This is a genomic window from Bacillus mycoides, from assembly GCF_018742245.1.
Classification (GTDB): domain Bacteria; phylum Bacillota; class Bacilli; order Bacillales; family Bacillaceae_G; genus Bacillus_A; species Bacillus_A cereus_U.
The window spans coordinates 971,659-994,098 of the sequence record NZ_CP036132.1; the positions used below are offsets into that span (position 1 = coordinate 971,659).

A 22,440-nucleotide genomic window follows, 5' to 3' on the forward strand; every position below is an offset into this window, starting at 1 on the left:
TATAAATATGGAATTCAGGTTGTTTAATTGTATTTTTGAAAACTGACTAATCGACAGGAAGCACTTCAAAAGGTGGTGTTTATTGTTTTGGGCTTCAAAATTATGGTTGGCCACCTTCTGAAGTGGTTTGAGTGGGATAAAGAGATTATTCCAGGTTCTGGTGCAAAGATAAAATAAAAGAGAATATAGCGCATATATTTCGAGCAGAATTGTATTTTATGCTGTTAGCCCAAACAATTGATGGATGAATTCTTTCTGATTTTGAACAGACTGATCCCGTAAATCAATCTGTTCTTTTTTAATCATATGCATAGCTTCTACTCCTGCAAGAATGGATGTAGCTGTGCCAAAAGACTTGAACCCTAACATAGAACGCACACGTTTCTTAATAAAACGATGATTTTGTTCCACTATATTATTGAGATATCTAACTTGTCTTAGCTTAATGCCTTCAGGCATATGATTTTCTTCTTTCAACGCTTGAATTGCTACAGGATAGGCAGGGTTCTTATCTACTGTTATCACGCGAGGTTTAGAAACGTACGAAAAAGCCAGGGCTTTCTTGAAAAAGCACTTGGCGGCTTGTTTATCTCTTGATTTACTTAGATGAAAATCAATGGTATTCCCTTTTGAATCAACGGCACGATATAAATACATCCATTGCCCTTTTACTTTAATATAGGTTTCATCGACTCTCCATGAATCATTGGTTGATTTTAGATGATGTCGTACTTTCTCTTCTAATTGAGGTCCATATTGATGAACCCAGCGCATAATCGTTGTGTGAGAAATGGATAATCCTCTTTCCTCCATCATTTCCACCAAGTTACGGAAACTCAAATTGTACCGTAGGTACCACCTTACTGTTAATAAGATTAGTTCAGGCTGATAATGTTTCCACTTGAATAGGTTTTGCTTTTCCATACTGATCAGGTCCTTTTTTAGAGTACTAGTATCAGTATGTCCAAGTTTCAGAGATTAGTTACATAAATCTTATAGTTTTTGCACCAGAACCCTATTTCTTCTGTGTTTAAATCAATGAATTTTAAAAAGGTTTCTGTGGGTATGCTATGAAAATATTAATTTAATTTTGGTTTAAGGTGAGCTTCGCAATTTCAATCCAGCCTTTTGATCTTTAGTGATACTCTTGAAAGAATTTTGTTACAGTTTTGAAAGAAAATTGAAAGATGTTTAAGATAAGATGGGTTTACTGATATTCGTTTTATGTTACAACAAGGGGGAACTACAATATGAAATTACGAAATCAATTATTATTGATGAATATATTAAGCACCAGTATTATGCTAATTGCTATTTGGTATAGCGAAATGAAAATGTTACTTAGACCAGAACAAACGCAATTATTTATAGGAATTGTAATCGTAGCAATGGCGTTTTCAACGATGATTTACTGGATATTAACACGCCCTATTACGGAATCGATTCAAAATTTAATTGCATTAACAAAACAATATAGTGATAGACAATTTGGAACGATGTATAGGATTGGGTATGGACCACAAGAGTTTAAAGAATTAGCGACTGCTTTTCAACAAATGGCTAAAAATTTAGAGGAAGGGTTTATTCAGTTAGAAGAAGGAGAGAAAGCGCGTACAGAGCTTATTGCGAATATTTCACATGATTTACGAACACCTATAGCTAGCATACAGTTGATGATAGAATCATTACAAGATGATGTAATTGAGAATCCCGAAATGAAGGCGCAGTGCTTAACGACAATCCATAAAGAAATACAAAGATTAAGTGGACTTATCAATGATTTATTTGATCTTTCTAAGTTGGAACTTGGACAAGAAGATTTTTATCCAAGTTTTACACATATGGATCGTATTCTATTAGAAGTGCTAGATTCGCATTCTATTTTATTAAAAGAAAAACAGATCCATTTACAATTACGCGTTTCTGATACATTGCCTAAACTCTGGATTATGCCTTGTAAGATAGCACGGGTTATCAGTAATTTGTTACATAATGCGATTCGATATTCTCCAGTATGTGGAGCAATCGAGTTAATTATAGAGGAAAATAAGCAGAAGCAGCATGTTCAATTCATTTTACGTGATGAAGGAAAAGGCATTGCTTATAGTGATCAACTGCGCATATTTGAACGCTTTTTTAGAACAGATCCATCAAGAAGTTCACAATCTGGAGGGTCCGGACTTGGATTAGCCATTGCACAATCGTTAATTGAAATGCACAAAGGTGAAATTGGTGTGCAAGATCGTTCAGATGGTAAACAAGGAAGTGAATTTTGGTTTACTCTTCCTGTTACCTCAGAAAAGAAATAAGGTTATGAAAGACTTTTGTAACATTTATGAAAGGGATTTGAAAGGTATTTAAATTAAACTGAACTTCCGAAAATGAAATTCGGATGAAGTATGTAGATAAAAAACAAATAAAAAGCGAGGAATGACATTATGAATGGAAAAGCAACAAAAAGGGTAAAAAAGATCCTCCCTGTAGGAATTGGAAAGAAGGTAATCCCTGCAACAGCAGCACTAGGTATTCTTTTTTCTATGGCTCCTGTAGCAGAAAATAAGGCTAGCGCAGGGGTAGGTGCGGTAGTGGATATAACTATTACTGTATTAGGTGCTGTAGCAAACACTTATGAAGCACTTGGAATAAACCCAGGGAATCCAGACCCAGGCACTCACATTGATGTATATGCAGAAAACGAAACTTACCAGGCTCCTAGTTTTAAATCTGGGGAATTTAATATTTCCATGTATCATACACAAGGTGATGGGAATTTTCTTAAACCAGTTAAAGTACGCTATCCAAATGGAAGAATTGAAATTCATCAACTAAGATCTGGGCAACAGCTTAAAATTACTGAAGCAGGTGCAATTATAGATTTAAACCCTAATGCAGCAAATGTCTCAGAACACGATCTTCTTTATATTACACAAGCACAATTAGACGAAGGAAAGACCGGAGTTGTGATAAATCAAGGCCAACATGCATTTGTAGAAAAAGCATCTGGTAAAAACCCAAGATTTCTTGGTCCACTTTACAAAAAATATTCCGGCGACTCCTTTGGCGATTGGACGGTGATTGCTAGAAATTCAGATTACCTATTTGATCAGATAGCAAATAAATTATCAGATGAGCAAAAACGATTGATAACATTGACTTCAAAGCCAGTAGATAAAGATGTCCTTAACAACTATGTTAATAATGATCCTAAAGCTCGTGCAGATTTTTATGATCGATTATCTGATATATTGGCGGAGCGTACTAACGTCCTAGAGACATCTATGGCACTGCCATTCATTACACTAAATGATGGTAAACCTTATCAAATTATCCCTTATAAAAAAGGAACGAATAAAGTAATCGTAAAAACAGGTTCAAAATATCTTTCAGGAAAAGAAGGAAACGGACTTCAATATTCCGATTTGCTTGGCGATGATGAAGTGTTTGAACTTGTTCAGATAGGAAATTCTAACGATGGTAAATTTCAGTTCCGTTTGAATAACAAGAATGGAGTAAGTTTAGCTGGTAATCAGTATATTTCTGGATTCGCTACGGATTGGAGTTTCAAATCTGAAATTCGTTTCGATGATAAAAGTAACAATGAAATTAACAATTGGTTAATAGAGTGGTATCCGGGTAAAGAAAATGAGAGACAGAAGTATGATGAAGTACAGGCTGTAGCTGATGAAAAAGATTCTACTAAATGGATTGCAAAAGATTCCTCTGGAAACGTGATAAAGAACAGTTGGATAAACCGAGGTGATGGGTATTCCTTTACAGATGCTGAAGGAGTCATTTTGACAGGCTGGCAAGAAATTAAGGGGAAGACTTATTATTTCTCAGCGCCTTATGGCTACATGGTTGCTGGAAATGGAAGTGATTCACAGATTGAGAATAAATACTACTACTTTAATGATGATGGTGTTTTACAACGATCAACCTGGGAGGGAGATTCCTATGCCGATGCTTCTGGAGCATTCGTTAAAGAAGGTCTAAAAGAAGTAGATGGTAAAATTTATTACTTCCAAAATTACAATGTAAATAAAAAGGAAGTACGTATAGAAAATCGAGGGGTTATCCTTCACTTTTCCGACAAAGGTGTGCTTGAGAGAGTTTCTGATCTAAATGGAAAAGTTATAGACAGCGTTGTTAATGTTGAGTTGGACAACAAAATATTATCATTTAAGCATGACGGTTCGCTTTATAAAACAGGGCTCAACAAAAGTGAACAACTACTGGAATATTATAGTTTAGAAGATGGAATTTTCTATACCGGTTGGAAAATGATAGACGGTAAAAGATACTATTTCACAAATGGTCGCAATTACACGTTCAATGCTTATGAAAACATTGACGGAAAAAAATATTATTTTCATGAAGATGGATCAGTTAATCGCGCAGGATTTGAAAAAATCGATGGTAAGCTATACCATTTTGACAATAACGGCGTAGCACAAACGGGCTGGCAAACGATCGATAATAAATATTATTACTTCGATGAAAATGGGGCAGCTAAAACAGGATGGTTCCAAGTTGGTGGTGGATATAGACCTTTCCCTCTTGCATACGGATACCTTTGGTATTGTGCTAGAGAAGATGGTTCCCTTTATTCAGACGGTTGGTTTAAAATTGATGGTAAAGATTATCACTTTGACCAGTGGGGACATAAAATGTAATAACATAATGATAGTTTGAAAAGTTAGCCTATACGTATAAAAATGGGTCATGACATGGACTGAGTTTATTTTCCATGTTATGATCCGTTTTAGTTTTTTTAGGTATACTCCCTATTATTGCTTGCCAATTCGATTCTTTGAGACTGAATAAAACATAGATATTTTTACTCAATTGAAATCATGCTATGAAGCCTTGAGAATTCTTTGCTGTACAAAAATGACCACCATTAAAAAATAAGACATAATTAAATTTGTATGATATCGGAGGTGTAACAAAATGAAACAACTACATATAAGATTATCTTTCATACAATTATTTCTTCTAGTTTTGAATCTATTTATATTTTCTTCAGCTCTGCCATTTTTACCTTGGTTTGTTGAAAATGCTTTTGGTTGGATAGGTATCTTGGCGGTTCTGGTGCAAAAACTATTTTATGAAACTAGATACCGTGATAAAATTCTAGTTGCTGTGTATCTAATCATAAAAAGTAAGTTTCTTTGTTAAAGAGTTTTGTAATCTTTATATTTTGGAAATAGTTCATACTTTTTAGAGAGAATGAAATTAATAGGTTTTTATAGTAAAAGTATTTGCGTAATTTTCAGATGAATATAGGGGGTGACTGTGAATGCCCGAACCATTAAAGAAAAATAGTCGCTATATGGTTGGATTGGACAGTCTAAGGGGCCTAGCCATACTAGGTGTCATTTTGTATCATATCAATTTTAATTGGATGCCCGGTGGATTTTTAGGTGTCACTGTATTCTTTGTACTTTCCGGTTATTTAATTACAGATATTCTGGCTATAGAATGGAAGAATAATAAGAGAATTGACCTGAAGAAATTCTGGCTCAGTAGGGCAAGGAGATTACTTCCTGGAATGCTTATCATGCTCATCGTCACCTTAGCATGGATTACAATTTTTCATAGTTCTTTACTTGTAAAAATGCGAGGAGACTCACTAGCTGCTTTATTATATTTTAGTAATTGGTGGTATATTTATCATAAATTATCTTATTTTGATAGCTTTAGTCAGCTTTCCCCGCTAAATCACTTTTGGTCGTTAGCTGTTGAGGAACAATTTTATGTGGTCTGGCCATTCGTTATTAGTTTGGGGTTTTATTACATAAAAAAACAATCACGCATGATCTTATTTATTTGTCTAGGAGCGATTGCTTCCGCTTTAGCAATGGCAATCCTATATGAGCCAGGCTCTGACCCGAGTAGAATTTATTACGGTACTGATACACGGGCTTTTTCTTTACTAATTGGAGCGGCACTTGCCTTAATTTGGCCAAGCAGTAGGCTTGCGAATAAAATTATTCCGCAAGCACGTCTAATTCTTGATGTCATTGGGGGACTTGCTCTTATCATCATTCTCATTATGTTTTGGAAGACGAATCAATATGAGCCGTTTCTATACCGTGGGGGAATGGTTCTTTTATCACTGGCTACTGCCTTGTTAGTCGCTAACCTCGCTCATCCGGCTAGCAGAATCGCACAATTTTTGAGATTTAGACCACTGCGTTGGATGGGGGTACGATCATATGGGATATATCTTTGGCATTATCCGATTATTACATTGACGACTCCGAAGGTAAATGCTGGGGAGTTTTCGTCTACAAGAGCAATTCTTCAATTTCTTCTTATTATAATTGTTGCACAAATTTCGTGGAAGTTTATTGAAAATCCAATACGAAAAGGCGCATTGAAGAATATTCGGATTAAGAACTTGAAAATAAGAAACTTAACTTTAAGTGGTAAGTTAGCTTTAATATGTGCAGTATGCATTTCTTCGATAGCTACTTTTGGATTAACAACAGCTAGTAAAGAAAAGGAGAATCCTCAAAAAGAAAAGGTGGAAGCAGTGCAAGAAGAACAGGCTAAACATCCAGTTGCAGTTTGGGAAAAACCAGCCGATGAACCACCTCAAAATAAAGAAGAACAAAAAGAAGAGAATCCCGCACAGCCTAAAGATCCTCTAACAGTTACAGCTGTAGGAGACTCAATCATGATTGATATTGCTCCGTATTTAAAAAGTGCTTTTCCTAATATTAGGATTGATGCGAAAATAGGAAGGCAAATGTCACAGGCAATCTCTGCTGTGGAACAGCTAAAGAATGAGGGGAACTTAGGAAGTCATGTCATTATTGGATTAGGTACAAATGGAGCCTTTACCAAGGAGCAATTAGCATCATTAATTGAAGTAATCGGGAATGAACGTAAAATTATATTAATCAATACGAGGGTACCACGTCCGTGGGAATCGCTGGTGAATGAGAAGTTAAAAGAAGCAGCATCATCTTACAAAAATGTGGTGTTAGTTGATTGGTATTCAGCAAGTGCTGGAAATAAGGCGTACTTTGAACCAGATGGCGTACATTTAACGAAAACAGGTGCAGAAGCATATGCTGCTCTTGTAGCAAAAGAAGTGAATCAATAGGGGTACGGAAACGACTCTGGCGCAAAGATTTACAAACATAAACGTGGCTCAAGGGCATATGGCTTGAATTTAAATTAGTAATGCATTTATAGGAAAAGGTGAAGGAACATATTGGTCCTTCACCTTTTTTATTTTTTATAAAAAGATTTCAAAACTTTTAGTTTTTGGGGTTCTGGTGCAAAGATTGTATTTATTTGAAAGAGGTATATAGATGCCTAATGGAATCTATTCTTATGCAGCCATTCCGAATAGTTGATGAATAAACTTCACTTCATTTTGGACAGACTTGTCCCGTAAAATAAGTTGGCCTTTTTTAATGATATGCATCGCTTCTATTCCTGAAAGAATAGATTTAGCTGTACGAAAAGATTTCAATCCTAGCATTGAACGAACTCTTTTTTTAATAAAACGATGATCTTGCTCTACAATGTTATTAAGGTATTTTACCTGCCTTATTTGGATGCCTACAGGCATCTTTTTCTCTGTCTTCAACTCTTCAATCGCTATAGGATAGGCCGGATTTTTGTCCACTGTAATCACACGGGGCTTTGAAACATGAAAAGACTGCAAAGCTTTCTTGAAAAAACGCTTTGCAGCCCTATGATCTCTTGTTTTGCTTAAATGAAAATCAATTGTATTTCCTTTCGAATCAACAGCACGATATAGGTACATCCATTGACCTTTGACTTTCACATACGTCTCATCGACTCGCCAAGAATCATTGGTTGACTTAAGATGACGTCGTACTCGCTTATCTAATTCGGGACCATATTGATGAACCCATCGCATGATAGTTGTATGAGCAAGGGATAGCCCGCGTTCTTCCATCATTTCGACTAAATCACGAAAACTGAGGTTATACCGTAGGTACCATCTCACGGTTAATAAAATAATATCCGGTTGATAATGTTTCCACTTGAATAGATTTTTCTTTTCCATACCAATCACATCCTTTTTTAGAGTACTAGTATCAGTATGTCCAAGTTTAGGAGGTTACTTACAAGCGTTTTGGAGTGTTTGCACCAGAACCAAATTAAGTGTGATAGAGTGATAGATTGAAAGAAAAAACTTTTTCAATAATTTTCTGATAATTTAAAAGGTAATTAGAATATAAATAGAAATTCAACTAGGATTCCTTAGGTGGTGATCATTTATTTATTGTCAAAAAATAAGTGAATCGAGCAAGTATGACTATTGCACTTAAAATAAATAACAGCCTTTTTGTAAAGTGAATCTACATAAACTGATTCAGAATCTTATAAGAATCCATATGGAAAGTATTCATTCAAATAACAAACAGCCCAAGTTCCAATGAGGAACTTGGGCTGTTTGTATGTTTTATTTTCTTAGTATTGTAAATAAGCATTTTACTCTATCGCCATCAAGATAAAAGAAAGAGTGATCCCACTTTATGGTTATGTAAAAAACTTGAAAAAAGCATAAACCAGCAGAACCCTTGTATTTTGCTATCGTACGTATTTCACCCTGCACAAAAAAATATTTCTCAACATCTCATCCGTTGAAAAATATTGAATATTCTTATTATAACGAATATTATGTTGTTATCGACAAAAAAATGATAATTCGCAGACACTGGGGAGGAAATACATTGAAAAAGAATAAGAAGTTAAAACCTTTATCAGTTTTAGCAACAGCGGCAGTACTAAGTAGTAGTTTTGCTTTTGGAAGTCATGCAGCTTATGCTGAGACACCACCATCTCTACCAATAGATGAGCATTTAATACCGGATGAGCGTTTGGCAGAAGCGCTAAAACAAAGGGGAGTAATTGATCAATCTGCATCACAAGCTGAGACGTCAAAGGCTGTTGAGAAATATGTTGAGAACAAGAAAGGGGAAAACCCTGGGAAAGAAATTATTAAAGAAGATAGTCTTACGCAAGAGGCTTCTGATTTTATGAAAAAAGTAAAAGATGCAAAAATGAAGGAAAATGAACAGGCTCAGCAGCCTACAGTAGGGCCAGCAGCTGGACAAGGTGCTGGATTGAATTCTAGTAAATTAAATGGAAAAGTACCTACTGCACCAGCGAAGCAAGAAGAGTACAACGGTGCTGTTCGAAAAGATAAAGTACTTGTTTTACTTGTAGAATTTAGCGATTTTAAGCATAACAATATTGATCAAGAGCCAGGATACATGTATTCTAAGGACTTTAATCGTGAACATTATCAAAAAATGTTATTTGGTAATGAACCATTTACGTTATTTGATGGATCGAAGATTAACACATTTAAACAATATTATGAAGAACAATCTGGCGGGAGTTACACAGTTGATGGAACTGTAACGGAATGGCTTACTGTTCCAGGAAAAGCTTCAGATTATGGTGCGGATGCGGGCACTGGACATGATAACAAAGGTCCTTTAGGGCCACGTGATCTTGTGAAAGAAGCATTAAAAGCAGCGGTAGCAAAAGGAATTAACTTAGCTGATTATGACCAATTTGATCAATACGATCAAAATGGTGATGGAAATAAAAACGAGCCAGATGGCATTATTGATCATTTAATGGTTGTACATGCGGGCGTGGGTCAAGAAGCTGGCGGCGGTAAATTGAAAGATGATGCAATTTGGTCTCATCGTTCAAAACTTGGATCAAAACCATATGCGATTGATGGCACAAAATCTTCTGTTTCAAATTGGGGCGGAAAGATGGCTGCATACGATTATACAATCGAGCCTGAGGACGGAGCAGTTGGTGTGTTTGCGCATGAGTATGGTCATGATTTAGGATTACCAGATGAGTACGATACGAAGTACTCAGGACAAGGTGAACCTGTTGAGTCATGGTCTATTATGAGCGGCGGCAGCTGGGCTGGAAAAATTGCAGGAACAGAGCCAACAAGTTTTTCACCACAAAATAAAGAGTTTTTCCAAAAGAATATGAAGGGCAACTGGGCGAATATCGTTGAGGTAGATTATGATAAACTTCGCACAGGAGTCGGTGTTGCAACATATTTAGATCAAAGTGTTACAAAATCAAAACGACCAGGAATCGTTCGTGTTAACTTGCCAGACAAAGATATCAAAAATATCGAATCGGCATTTGGTAAGAAGTTTTATTACAGTACAAAAGGAAATGACATTCATACAACACTTGAGACACCAGTATTTGATTTAACAAATGCAACGAATGCTAAGTTCGATTATAAGGCATTCTATGAACTTGAAGCGAAGTATGATTTCCTTGATGTATATGCGATTGCAGAAGATGGAACGAAGACACGTATTGATAGAATGGGCGAAAAAGATGTAAAAGGCGGCGCGGATACAACTGATGGTAAGTGGGTTGATAAAACTTACGATTTAAGCCAATTCAAAGGGAAAAAAGTAAAACTGCAATTTGAGTATTTAACAGATATTGCAGTAGCTTATAAAGGATTTGCGTTAGATAATGCAGCATTAACTGTAGATGGCAAAGTTGTTTTCTCTGATGATGCAGAAGGCCAGCCAGCAATGACGTTAAAAGGATTTACTGTATCTAACGGATTGGAACAGAAAAAAAATAACTACTATGTAGAGTGGAGAAATTACGCTGGTTCTGACACGGCGTTACAACATGCGCGTGGCCCGGTGTTTAATACAGGAATGGTTGTATGGTATGCGGATCAAAGCTTTACAGATAACTGGGTAGGCGTTCATCCAGGTGAAGGATTCTTAGGAGTAGTAGATTCTCATCCAGAGGCAATTGTAGGGACATTAAACGGACAACCGACTGTGAAGAGCAGTACGCGTTATCAAATTGCCGATGCGGCATTCTCATTTGATCAAGCGCCAGCATGGAAAGTGAATTCGCCGACTCGCGGTATCTTTGACTATAAAGGATTACCAGGAGTTGCAAAATTTGATGATTCTAAGCAGTACATCAACAGCGCTATTCCAGATGCAGGACGTAAGTTACCGAAACTAGGATTGAAGTTTGAAGTAGTAGGTCAAGCTGAAGACAAGTCTGCAGGTGCAGTTTGGATTCATCGATAGAATAAGGTGAAATTAAGAGGGAGCTGCCTCATAAGTCGGTGAAACTGACCTATGGGCAGCTCTCTTCTTATTGTGGAAACAGGGCAGTTTAGGAACCAGTTCATTGGAAAGCAATTCGTTGAAAGTGAAAGAGACTATAGTAAAAAATATATAGACTATCAAATATGGAAATGGAATTAAAACTCTATACTTTCGGAATTTTTCACACAAGCAAACCATTGACCTATTATCTCGTTATGATGCTTAATAATTTGAGACGCCGATAATACTGTAGAATTATATGTACTATGTCCATTTTTTACAAGAGTAACGTCATATCCTAAGCTGTATGCACGCCGGCATGTTGCATCTATGCAAATTTCAGATTGAATTCCTGCTATAACAACTCGGTTTATATTTCTCATTTCCAGCTCTTGTTGAAGACTCGTTTTATGAAAAGAATCCGGATGATTCTTTTCAAGAACGACATCTCCTGTTGCTGGAGCAATTGATTTATGAATTTCCCATCCAGGTGTCCCTTGTCTAAGCGAGGAACCAGACTTCCCGTTAAACTTCATATAAAAAATAGGGGCTGAAGCAGAACGTGCTTTAGAAATCAATAATTGAATAACTCTTAATAATTCCGTTCTATTATATAGGACTTTTCTCTCCTCAAATGAACCTACCTGTACATCAATAATAAGGAATGCTGTACAGCTTTTCATCATAAATACCCTCCTAATACTTGGTTCAAAAATACAAAAGTGAAATATATGTAAACTACAATGCTATGCATATTTAATGTATCCAAAAGTTCCAAAGAATATTGCATGGAGGTATGAAGTGGATTCCAATAATTACAATTTGTAAAAACTGTTTTAAATAAAGGATATGAAATTGGCGATCATACAATGAATCATGTTAAAAGGTATGTTCTCAGGATTATATTGCGATTTTAATGGAGATAGTATTGTTTTTTAGGCTACATTTTGGCGAAATAAAAGCTCAAAAAGCGATATGTATATTAACAATGTTACATTCGTGTTTTTCTTTTTCTTTTTATTTATATATTCGTAAGTAAAATAGCATAATATTAGTACGAACCACTATAGTAATATGAATTTTTGCATATTTTGAAATTCAGTATATCCTCCGAAAACTTTTAATTGTATAATGTGTTTTGTTATATTTTTTTAGATTTTCCGACAAAAAATAACAAAAAATAGAAGACGTATTGGGAGAAGGCATTATGTACACAAAACTATTAAAATCAATTACATCATTATCACTAATAGGTGGCGCTTTATTATATACAAATGGCAGTGATGTGAAAGCTGCTGAAGCGGGCGTTTTTTCTGATGTGCCTACATCGCATTGGTCGTATCCGGCGATTAAAGATTTAGCGAGCAAAAATATTATTTCAGGTTATGGAAATGGGATATTTGGCTTTGGGGATGTTGCGACGAGGGAGCAAGTTGCAGCTTTAATTTATCGAGTGCTAGTGCCGAATAAGCAAGGCGGTTCGTTTAGTAATGATGGAACTCGTTATGTATTAAAAGATGGCTCTACGTTTAAAAATCCTTACGGTGATATTAATCGAGATTCTACAATGTTTCCAGAAGAGGTATTAACTTTAACGAATTTAGGGGTTTTTAAAGGTGATGAAAATGGCCGATTTAGACCTAAAGCTTCTGTGAGTCGTGCGGAAATGGCACAAATTCTTACAAATGCTTTTCATCTTGCTGCTAAACAAAAACATACATTTAATGATGTTCCAAGTCCATTTTGGGCAGAAAATGCGATTAGTGCGGTGCAATCAAACGGAATCGCAGATGGTACAGGCAACGGGGAATTTGAACCATATGGCACAGTAACACGTGAACAGTATGCACAGTTTTTATATAAAACTTTGAAATATAAAAATACTGATGTAAAGGATACAGGAGATGCGGCATTATTAACAGCGTTTAAAGACGAAGTACAAAAGCGTATTAATACATACGAAACGAATATTACACTTCCATATAAAACGAAAAATAGTAATAAAGAAGAAGTTATGAATACACTTTTTAACGCATATAAAGAAGTCGCAAATAAAAATGAGTATACAAATTATAATAGATCGAATGTTTCATACTCACTATCTGGATCGCCCGGGAATTATACGTTTACGCTACATATTACATATCGCGAAACGAAAGAACAAACCGAGTATGTGATGAAAGAAGCGAAAGCGATCGTTTCTTCTATTATTCAAGTCGGTATGGATGATCATGAAAAAGTGAAGGCGGTTCATGATTACGTAGTAAAACATGTTTCTTACGATACGTCTTATAAAGCGTATACAGCATATGAGGCACTCGTGAATCGTTCTGCCGTTTGCCAAGGTTACACACTATTAACCTATCAATTATTAAAAGAAGCTGGAATTGAGAATCACTTTGTAGTAGGAACTGGAGACGGTCAGCCTCATGCTTGGAATTTAGTTAAAATCGATAACAAATGGTACCATCTTGATACAACATTCGATGATCCTGTGCCAGATGAACAAGGGCGAGTAACATATTCTTATTTCAACTTATCAGATGAACAAATTGCAAGAAATCACGAGTGGAACCGCGGGGACTATCCGCAGGCTACAACAAATTATTATGATACACTTACAAATAAAATTGCAGGGGGTAGCTCGAAATCAGCTGCATACGGACAAATATTAAAAGATACAAAGTTAAATTATTTAGGAAATGAATACGTTGCGAATAACTATAACGAATTAAAAAGTAAAATGCAGCAGCGCTATAGTGCAAAGCCTGAAAAGATTGAAATTCTGTATAAGCAATCAATGGACGGCGCACTGCAAGATGTGAAGAAGGCAATTGGAGAAATTCGTTTCCCGCAAGGCGCGAACCGTGTTTCTTATAAAGCGGAGCCGTATAATGCAAAAGAAGGGTATTCTTTGGTGACGATTACGTTTATGTATTGAGAATGAGAAAAAGCATCTGTTTCAGATGCTTTTTTATTATTTTGATTCGACATAATGTGATAACGGAACATAACTGCATCTGTTATGATAACTTTTGAAATTTTATATTTTGGAGGATTAGTAATGGACAAAAAGAAGATTTTTGCTGCGTTAATAGGAATCGTGGTTTACTTGCTTTTGTTATCCATCCAGGAGTCCCAGACAAACGTGTCCCTCTAAAAAATAAACTGGCAGTAATCTTTCCATTGATTGTTATAGCCGGTTTAATTTCCTTGTATATATAATTAAAACAAGTACTTATCAAGTAACATTAAGATAGGTAGAGAAGTATATATATCTACTTTTCTACCTATGTGTAGTTTAGTAAAAAACCTCACCAGTACTTCCACTGCGGCTTCTCCTTCACGATAATCACTTACTAATTCCTTTGGCTTAATATGTAAGATATACAGTATAAATTTTATTGATATGTTACGCCGGTCAAAAAAATCTGCTTTATAGAGCGTGCCCCATGCCCATCAACTTAAAAGTTTAGAATTACCCCAAAACGAAGAAATGAATTTTTTTATTACAAGTTAGGATACAATCTCGTTCTGGGGTAGTTGTATTTTCTTAGCTTGATAGTGATGGGAGTCCAATACATATTATTAAAATTAAGATGGTTCAAGTCGGAGGAAGGCACCTTAGGGTGTCTTTTCTTTTTTCTAAATGAGAGTTTTGGCTTAAAGAAGATAAATTTTCAATGGATTATTGCCATGAATATATTGATAAAGTTCATCAATATATTTGTAGAAAGGAGGAATTCAAATGAAGAGAGATGATAATAAGATTGGTCACTTTACATCTGAAAAAGGAAAGGAAGACTTTCAAATTGCCTACGATGAATCAATGGCACTTCTTCCAAAACCTAACGATACGAAAGATATAAAAACTAAATACGGCACAATTCGTGCTTATTACTTTACTAAAGAGGAAAACAAACATAAGGAACCAATACTCTTACTCCCTGGACGTGGTGCATCTACTCCAATGTGGGTACCCAATTTAGAAGGGCTAAGGGAGAAAAGACCTGTTTACACGATAGATTTACTCGGTGAACCTGGAATGAGTGTGCAAACTAAGGTGATTGAAAACCAAAAACAACAAGCAGAATGGTTAAATGAAGTAATTGAAGGATTAGGTTTAGAAAAAGTGCATATCGTGGGTGTCTCAATTGGTGGTTGGACAACAATGAATTTGGCCAGATATAATCCAGAGCATATTGCTACGGCTAGTTTATTGGACCCAGTCTTTGTATTTGCGCAAATGTCCATAAAGATGATTCTTGCATCTATTCCAGCTTCGGTCCCTATTGTACCTAAGTTTATAAGACAAAAGATGTTAAGCTATGTATCCGGAGGAGCAGAAACAAATGACGATGAGCCTATCGCTAAGTTAATCGAGTCGGGTATGCGTAACTATAAACTTAAAACGCCAGCACCTGATCTATTTAGTAAAGAAGACTTAAAAAATATCAATATTCCAATACTTGCATTAATGGCTGAAAAAAGTACAATGCACAATTCAGTAAAAGCAGTTGAAACTGGGAAAAAATACGTTAAAGATATCGATATAGTTAACTGGAAAAATGCATCTCACGCAATCAATGGTGAGTTCTCTAACGAAGTTAATGCCAGGATTCTTGATTTTGTAGAAAAACATTCTAATGACAACTAAGTTGAAAGTGGAAAATATGTTGTAATAACAACTTTATCTCTATATAGCTATTTAGGGGGATTTAGCTCATTTTTTTATTTTGGGATATTTTAAAATCTTAGCTTGCTGGAGATAGGGTATCGCCAGCATTTCGGAAAAAATACGCTAAGGGCATGCAGGACTTTATACAGTTTTCCGGCTAATCCAGTACCAAACTAAACTCATGGTCCGGAACACCAACAGGTGATTGGAGTTGGGCTAAGATTAATATGAACGATTACTACTATGCAGATATGCAAAACTACGATACCAACCCTGAACGTGTTGTTTCTCATGAAATAGGGCATGCTTTTGGTCTTGCTCATAACGATATTAGTACAAGTGTAATGCGTGATAAATGGCCGCAAGTACTTGCGCCAAGTAAAGCTGATTTAGATGAAATTACAAGGATGTACCCATAATAATTAATAGGAGGACCTTAAAATGAAAAAATATATTCCATTTTCTATAATAACAACAGTTGTATTATTGGCTTCTGGATGTTCTCAGTTTAATAGTAAAACCGATGCAACGGTAAATAAAACTCAGATAAAAACTGCTGAGGTAGCAAATAACTCCCAGTCAAATGATTTTCCTATAATTAATATGGGTGGAAAAATGGTGAAATACTATGACGACACATCCACTTTGGTAAATGACAGCTCCTCTGCAATTGAAGGGAATATAGTTAAAAATAAATATATTATATATAACGAAGTATATTTTACCATTTCAACAGTTGTTGTCACAGATGTATTAGAAAGTAATGATAAGCTTAAAGTAGGCGATAAAATAACGGTTCTTCAAACTGGTGGAGTTTTCGAATATAAGTCCGATCCAAAAAATAAAAAGACATTTGATACGGAGCAATCAATGAAAGATGGCCAACAATTTGAAGTAGTTTTTGAGAATGCTCCTGTTATAAAAGAAAATAAAAAAGTAATTCTTTTTTTGGAAAAATATAAAGGCCCAATTAGTTGTCAATATGTAACTAGTGGTGATTTCCAAGGGAGATTTCCAGTGGATGAAAATACAGATACTGTGAGTCCGCAAAATAAAGATTTTAAAGAAAAATTCATAAAAACAAATGACTTAAAGGAAAAAATTAAAAAGTTAAAAAAGGAAAAACAATAAAACGAAAATAATTAAGCTACTAAATAATAGAAACGAAACCAATTGTGCTATTTAAAATGGTACAGTTGGTTTCGTTTTGGTATTAACGCTTGCGAAGGTAAAGTTTTTTGCGATTTTGGGCATTTTTTCATGAAGAAAAGACACTCACATGAGTGTCTTTTCCGATAGTTCTTTAGCAGAAGCAAGAAGCTCCAACTATGATTAATAAAATAAATAATACAACTAATAAAGCAAAGCCGCCGCCACAACTACTACAACTACCACCAAAGCCCATAACAGTTCCTCCTTTAGATAAGAGGAGAAAACAAGAGGTCACTCATGTATTTTAACGGATTCAATTTACTTTATGTTTTTACGCATGAATTGAGCAGGTCCTTTTGAAAATAAAGAAAAGACACCTTTTAAGGTGTCTTTCTCCGATTTGAACCATCTCAAGTTTAATGATAGGGGGTCTCGCCACATACCTATCAAGCTGAAGGGGATCTTTTTTAGCTTTTAAAGAAATCCTTCATCATTTTAGCGCCTTCAATGTTCAATGTCACACCTTCTACTTTATCTTTCTTTTCATCTTTAGCGATCGTAATTTGCTCCGTATTATCAACCCACACAAGAAATTCTTCTTTTGAGTCATCTTTATATGTAACGGTTATAGTAGAATGCGCAGATGCCCTCTTTTTTTGATCTAGTGTGATTGTTTTAGGTGTTCCATTTTGAACTGCCGAAACGATAGATTGTATCATTTTTTCGTTATCTGTTTGAGATTTGGAACTAGTATTACTTGATGTTCTAAGCATCTCAATGTTTGTAATGTCTGCAGAGTTTAATTGAATGGTATTTTTCGTATTTTCTTGCTTAGTTTTTGGAGTATTATTTGTAGTAGAAGTGCTTGTACAACCTATTAAAGTGAAAGATAGAACACTTAGAGCACATATATAAGTGATTTTTTTCATTTTATCTCCTCCTCTAATTTAATTATAACAATATTCTGTTAATTTAGGTAGTTATTGTAAGGGGAAAGGTAAAATAATATCTCATCCTTACAAAATTGTCACATTCATGTAAGGTAATTCAATAGATTCGTTACTTTTTCCATGTCATAATAAAGACATAAGAAAGCTAATCAAAAAACTATAAGTTATTAGGAGAGTGTCAGTCATGATTGTAACAACAACGTCTGGAATCCAAGGTAAAGAAATTATTGAGTATATTGATATTGTAAATGGTGAAGCTATTATGGGTGCAAATATTGTTCGTGATTTATTTGCTTCAGTTCGTGATGTTGTCGGAGGTCGTGCTGGTGCTTATGAAAGCAAGCTAAAAGAAGCTCGTGATATTGCAATGGGAGAAATGAAAGAAATTGCAAAACAAAAAGGTGCGAACGCTATCGTTGGTATTGACGTAGATTATGAAGTTGTTCGCGATGGAATGTTAATGGTTGCTGTAAGTGGTACAGCTGTACGTATATAATTAAATAAAAAACAGGCTCACCCCTTGAAGCGTATGCTTTGAGGGGCTTTTTTTGTTTTCAAGTAGTAGAAGTAAAAAGAATGAGCTTGATCCTTTAGGAAAAAGCTCATTCTTTTTATTTAAGCTATAAGATCTTTTGCTTCTACTTTCTTTTTGTTCATGACTAAAGTTAAAATGAACAAAATTAAGCTTAAAAGTGCCATTATAATAAAAACTTGCGTATAACCATCAAAATAATCACGAGCGATTCCTGCTAAGACAGGAATAAATCCGCCCATAATGTACCCTCCGGACTGCATCATAGCAGTCCATGCACTCGCATCTTCTGAAGTTTTTGTTTCATATAGCGGTAGCATAAGAGCGAGTGGGAATACGCCGCCGAGCCCGATACCTAGTAAAATAGAAGGGATCCATGGTGTAGTTAGTGGGTAAATCATAAGCGATAAACCTACGAGTACGAAGCATATACTCCCTAATAACCAAAGTGCTCGGTTTTTATAAATATCCGCTAATGTTGGAATTAAAAAGCTACATATCATTTGAATAACTGTAAATACAGTTATGAGAGTACCAGCTTGTTCGCTACTGACGCCCATATTTTGATTTGCGGGCGCAAGCCAAGTTGTAATGGAGTAAAAGATTCCTGATTGTAGTCCGAAAAAGATTGTGAACAACCATGCTTTTTTATTTCTTAAAGGTAAACTATTATTCTTTTTATCTTGTGTACTCGTATTCTTTTTTCGTTTCATAACCGGATACCAAAATATAATAGCGATAATAGTAAGTACACCCCAAAAAGCGAGTGCCATATTCCAATCGTCTTTTAATACATGTTGTAAAGGAATCGTTAATCCTGAACTTAAAGAAGCGCCAGTTCCCATGCCTACTGAATATATTCCAATCATTAAGCCGATTTTCGTAGGGAATTTTTCTTTAATAAAACCTGATAGTAACGGACCTGCAAGTGCAATTCCAATGCCGATAAATAAAGAGCTCGCGAATAATGTGGAAATGGAAGAGGTAAAAGCCCTCATACATGTAGCAAAGCCAATTAAAATAAGACAAGCCATAATTGCTTTTTCTGCCCCATATTTTTTAATTACCTTCCCAGTCAGTAAGGCGAATGTCCCCATACAAAAAACAGGAATGGCTGTTAAAAAACTAACGGAAAAATTGCTTATATTTAAGTCTTGTCGGATTGTTTCTAATAAAGGTGAAACAGATGTAATTCCGATACGTAAATTAATAGAAACAAAAAATAGTGCTAGTATATACAAATAAGTTCGTCCTTGATGTTTCAATTTAATTTTCTCCCCTCTTAAACATCAGATGTTATTCAGTATATCATCTGATGTTTGAGTGTAATATATAAGGAGCTTATTTCAGCTCCAAATTTTGAACGGCGTATGTTCGTGCCTCTTCGGCATTTTGTTTAAAAATAGCTTGGAATAACTTTTCATGAATGTCAGAGTTATCTTCATAGTTCACTGTATTTAATATTAATTGGCTTAAAATGTGGCGAAGGGCAGGTACGAAAGATTGATATAAATCAAGTAGAACTTCGTTTTTGCTCGCCTTTGCAATTGCTAGATGAAACTGAATATCTGCGTCTATGTATGCTACATAATTTCCTTCTTGAAGGGCATTTTTTCTTTTATTCAAATGTCCTTTTAAGTATAAAAGGTCCTCTTCACTTCGGCGCTGTGCCGCTAACATCGCTACTTCTTTATCCAACATATTTCGTGCTTCATATACATGATTAATATTAGCTGTTTGCAATCGTTTTTCAAATGAATCCTGTGTTGTATTTAGTGAGACAATACGAGTACCTTGTCCTTGTCGAACTTCTAAGATGCCGGCATGTACTAATATCTTTATGCTTTCTCGCAGCGTCGAACGCCCTACACCTAACTCTTCCATTAATTGCGGCTCTGTAGGGAGGCGATCACCAACTTCATACTCGCCAGAAAAGATTTTTTCTTGTAAACGTTCCAACACTTCATCGACTAATTTCCGTCGAGAAACTTTTGAAAAAGATTTCTTTTCGTTTATATTCATCTGCTCATCTCCTGTTATATTCGCTTTTATGATAACCAATTTAAGTTCTGTTGACAATGTTATTTTTTAGATAGTTGGAGCGGGAGGGGATAACGTTGATGAATAAATGAAAGGACAGCACATATTTTATATGACTCATATGTACTGTCCGCGCTTATTCCACAATTGTGTTTGTTTTTAGATTATGAAAAATCGTTTCCTGTCTTGCTATAAATTTCATAAGCAAAAAATCCAAATAAATAGCCTATTCCAGCTCCTAAACTAAGTGCAAGCAGTAAAGAATCCGGGAAAAATATGCCGAAAATCAAACCGATAGTACAGCCAAAAAGCATTCCCATTGGTATTAAACTATCTAATAAATTTTGAGCTTCTTTTGATTTTTTCTTACCTAATTTTCCTTGAGTATATTTATGTTTCATTCTAGCAATTACATATAATACAATTCCTCCAACTATTACAACAGGTGCAATTGCTGTAATTAACCACATGTTAGAATCTCCTTTCACTTTTCAATTAAACTATACCATAAATTTACAATTATTTTTCATTAAACGTACTATCCACGGATTAATTTAGTCTATTTAAAAGATTAATCAAAAAGAATTTAATAACTCGTCAAAAATACTTTCCCTTTTGTTTTTTCAGCAGACTGAACGACATCAATCGCAGTTTTCAAATCTGCTAAGTCATACGTAGAATGTACCGTCATAAAACGTAATTGTTTATCTTCTACTAAGCGAATTAAGTGACGAAACGTTTCTTGCCATTTATATGCGGACACTTCTTTATTCCAATGTCGTAAATGAAATATGTTAGCATGCACTTTTGCTTTCGTGACAATCTCTGCCCAGTTTACTTGTATTCCTGATAGAAGGCCTATAGTTAAAAAGTGCCCGTTTGGACGTAAAGAAAAAGCTAATTCATTTCCATCGGATCCTCCAATAGAATCAATTGCAGCATCTGCACCTATCCCGTTTGTTAATTCCATAACTGTCTCATAAAGCGGGGTAGTGGAAGTATCTATTACATGATGGGCACCAAGCTGAAGTAATTCTTCTGTATGTTTACTATTTCTAGTCACTGCAATTAATCGGAAGTTTAAAATTTGTGATAATTGAACAAAAAGGTGTCCAATAGCGGATCCACAAGCATTCACTAATAAAACGCTATCTCGCTTTAAGTTTAGCGTTTCTGTACACGTAACCCACGCTGTAAGGGGATTAATATACATTTGTGCTGCTGTGAAATCATCAATAGAATCAGGAATAGGGACCACGAAGTCAGCCGATGTTGTAACAAATTCTTGCCAAGTACCTTCCCCGCGTAAAGGTAAAACGCGTTTACCGATAAGGTCTCTAGAAACAAAAGCTCCTACATTTTCTACAATACCAACACCTTCGTAACCAGGTATGTTAGGTAACGGAATTCTATGTGCATACGCTCCGGTTACTGGAATTAAGTCAGATGGATTTATAGGTCTTGCTAACATGCGAACTAGCACTTCATTATCTTTCGGTGGTTCTATATTTTTATATTCAACCTGTAACACATCTTTCGGATTGCCAAACTCATGAAATTGAATGCATTTTCCGCGCAAAATAAATGGTCCCCCTTAGTGTGATTGGATTAATTATAGCATTTTTGGTTTAAATGATTATTTCATTAGCACTAAATAAAAGGGAACAGAAAGTCGTCGTTTATACATCTGATAAAATCGTAGAAAAAGGTACTGCTGTATGTACAAAATTTAATGAAAAATAGGCTCGACCCTTGGAGTTTATGCTTTGAGGGGATTTTTATTGTGCAAATTTCAAAAAGATACATGAATTATGTAGCATTGTATGAATTGTAGAATTGATTTTCTGAATAAGTTATTAGGTACATAGTAATATAATAAAAAGACGCCCTTGTGAGCGCCTTTTTCCGACTTGAGATAGATGTATCATTATTGTTCTATTAGGATACATAGCTCTCGTT

The 22,440-nt window shown here is 35.3% G+C and carries 19 protein-coding genes; 10 read left to right on the forward strand and 9 right to left on the reverse strand.

Features of this window, described 5'->3' with window-relative positions; genetic code table 11:
• Positions 1-216 precede the first annotated feature (216 nt).
• Positions 217-924 carry an IS6-like element ISBwe3 family transposase gene (locus EXW56_RS04980; RefSeq protein WP_002166227.1) on the reverse strand — a complete coding sequence of 236 codons (708 nt, stop codon included), beginning with the start codon at positions 922-924 and terminating at the stop codon, positions 217-219.
• A 326-nt stretch (positions 925-1,250) separates the two neighbouring features.
• On the opposite strand from EXW56_RS04980, the gene EXW56_RS04985 reads away from it, so the two are divergent.
• From EXW56_RS04985 to EXW56_RS05000, 4 genes are all read left to right on the forward strand, one after another.
• Positions 1,251-2,309, forward strand: coding sequence for a sensor histidine kinase (locus EXW56_RS04985; RefSeq protein ID WP_002201526.1), 1,059 nt, complete (start codon positions 1,251-1,253; stop codon positions 2,307-2,309).
• Positions 2,310-2,438: 129 nt separating this feature from the next.
• Positions 2,439-4,673, forward strand: coding sequence for an N-acetylmuramoyl-L-alanine amidase family protein (locus tag EXW56_RS04990; protein WP_215597258.1), 2,235 nt, complete (start codon positions 2,439-2,441; stop codon positions 4,671-4,673).
• Positions 4,674-4,950: 277 nt separating this feature from the next.
• Entirely contained in the window at positions 4,951-5,178 is a 228-nt protein-coding gene (locus EXW56_RS04995; protein ID WP_002201524.1) for a hypothetical protein, read from the forward strand.
• 121 nt (positions 5,179-5,299) lie between these two features.
• Positions 5,300-7,114, forward strand: coding sequence for an acyltransferase family protein (locus EXW56_RS05000; protein ID WP_033715676.1), 1,815 nt, complete (start codon positions 5,300-5,302; stop codon positions 7,112-7,114).
• A gap of 231 nt (positions 7,115-7,345) precedes the next feature.
• Here EXW56_RS05000 and EXW56_RS05005 read toward each other — a convergent pair whose 3' ends face one another.
• Complete coding sequence (locus EXW56_RS05005) at positions 7,346-8,053, reverse strand: IS6 family transposase (protein ID WP_002201522.1); 708 nt, start codon at positions 8,051-8,053, stop codon at positions 7,346-7,348.
• A 670-nt stretch (positions 8,054-8,723) separates the two neighbouring features.
• Here EXW56_RS05005 and EXW56_RS05010 point away from each other — a divergent pair.
• Positions 8,724-11,108, forward strand: coding sequence for an immune inhibitor A domain-containing protein (locus tag EXW56_RS05010; RefSeq protein ID WP_215597259.1), 2,385 nt, complete (start codon positions 8,724-8,726; stop codon positions 11,106-11,108).
• Between the two features lie 176 nt (positions 11,109-11,284).
• Here the strand turns inward: EXW56_RS05010 and EXW56_RS05015 are convergent, their stop codons facing one another.
• On the reverse strand, positions 11,285-11,815 hold the full coding sequence (locus tag EXW56_RS05015) for a cysteine hydrolase family protein (RefSeq protein WP_215558082.1): 531 nt from the start codon (positions 11,813-11,815) through the stop codon (positions 11,285-11,287).
• 521 nt (positions 11,816-12,336) lie between these two features.
• Here EXW56_RS05015 and EXW56_RS05020 point away from each other — a divergent pair.
• From EXW56_RS05020 to EXW56_RS05035, 4 genes are all read left to right on the forward strand, one after another.
• Positions 12,337-14,070 (forward strand): S-layer homology domain-containing protein, encoded by a 1,734-nt coding sequence (locus tag EXW56_RS05020; RefSeq protein WP_215597260.1) that lies wholly within the window; start codon positions 12,337-12,339, stop codon positions 14,068-14,070.
• A gap of 807 nt (positions 14,071-14,877) precedes the next feature.
• Positions 14,878-15,786, forward strand: a complete 909-nt coding sequence (locus EXW56_RS05025; RefSeq protein ID WP_215597261.1) for an alpha/beta fold hydrolase — start codon at positions 14,878-14,880, stop codon at positions 15,784-15,786.
• Between the two features lie 248 nt (positions 15,787-16,034).
• Positions 16,035-16,226 (forward strand): matrixin family metalloprotease, encoded by a 192-nt coding sequence (locus EXW56_RS05030; RefSeq protein WP_002201517.1) that lies wholly within the window; start codon positions 16,035-16,037, stop codon positions 16,224-16,226.
• Positions 16,227-16,248: 22 nt separating this feature from the next.
• Positions 16,249-16,938 carry a hypothetical protein gene (locus EXW56_RS05035; RefSeq protein ID WP_215558085.1) on the forward strand — a complete coding sequence of 230 codons (690 nt, stop codon included), beginning with the start codon at positions 16,249-16,251 and terminating at the stop codon, positions 16,936-16,938.
• Positions 16,939-17,110: 172 nt separating this feature from the next.
• On the opposite strand, the gene EXW56_RS05040 is transcribed toward EXW56_RS05035, so the two are convergent.
• The gene (locus EXW56_RS05040) at positions 17,111-17,212 is read right to left on the reverse strand and encodes a YjcZ family sporulation protein (protein WP_000505688.1); all 102 of its coding nucleotides are present in this window, start codon (positions 17,210-17,212) and stop codon (positions 17,111-17,113) included.
• A gap of 214 nt (positions 17,213-17,426) precedes the next feature.
• Positions 17,427-17,888 carry a hypothetical protein gene (locus EXW56_RS05045; RefSeq protein WP_002201515.1) on the reverse strand — a complete coding sequence of 154 codons (462 nt, stop codon included), beginning with the start codon at positions 17,886-17,888 and terminating at the stop codon, positions 17,427-17,429.
• A 205-nt stretch (positions 17,889-18,093) separates the two neighbouring features.
• Between EXW56_RS05045 and EXW56_RS05050 the strand changes: the two genes are divergently transcribed.
• Positions 18,094-18,405 carry a heavy metal-binding domain-containing protein gene (locus EXW56_RS05050; RefSeq protein WP_215558086.1) on the forward strand — a complete coding sequence of 104 codons (312 nt, stop codon included), beginning with the start codon at positions 18,094-18,096 and terminating at the stop codon, positions 18,403-18,405.
• 119 nt (positions 18,406-18,524) lie between these two features.
• Here the strand turns inward: EXW56_RS05050 and EXW56_RS05055 are convergent, their stop codons facing one another.
• From EXW56_RS05055 to EXW56_RS05070, 4 genes are all read right to left on the reverse strand, one after another.
• Complete coding sequence (locus EXW56_RS05055) at positions 18,525-19,712, reverse strand: MFS transporter (protein ID WP_215558598.1); 1,188 nt, start codon at positions 19,710-19,712, stop codon at positions 18,525-18,527.
• Between the two features lie 70 nt (positions 19,713-19,782).
• Positions 19,783-20,463 carry a FadR/GntR family transcriptional regulator gene (locus EXW56_RS05060; RefSeq protein ID WP_002201513.1) on the reverse strand — a complete coding sequence of 227 codons (681 nt, stop codon included), beginning with the start codon at positions 20,461-20,463 and terminating at the stop codon, positions 19,783-19,785.
• Between the two features lie 182 nt (positions 20,464-20,645).
• On the reverse strand, positions 20,646-20,951 hold the full coding sequence (locus tag EXW56_RS05065) for a hypothetical protein (protein WP_002201512.1): 306 nt from the start codon (positions 20,949-20,951) through the stop codon (positions 20,646-20,648).
• A 116-nt stretch (positions 20,952-21,067) separates the two neighbouring features.
• Positions 21,068-22,060 (reverse strand): zinc-dependent alcohol dehydrogenase family protein, encoded by a 993-nt coding sequence (locus EXW56_RS05070; RefSeq protein WP_215558087.1) that lies wholly within the window; start codon positions 22,058-22,060, stop codon positions 21,068-21,070.
• Positions 22,061-22,440: the final 380 nt, after the last annotated feature.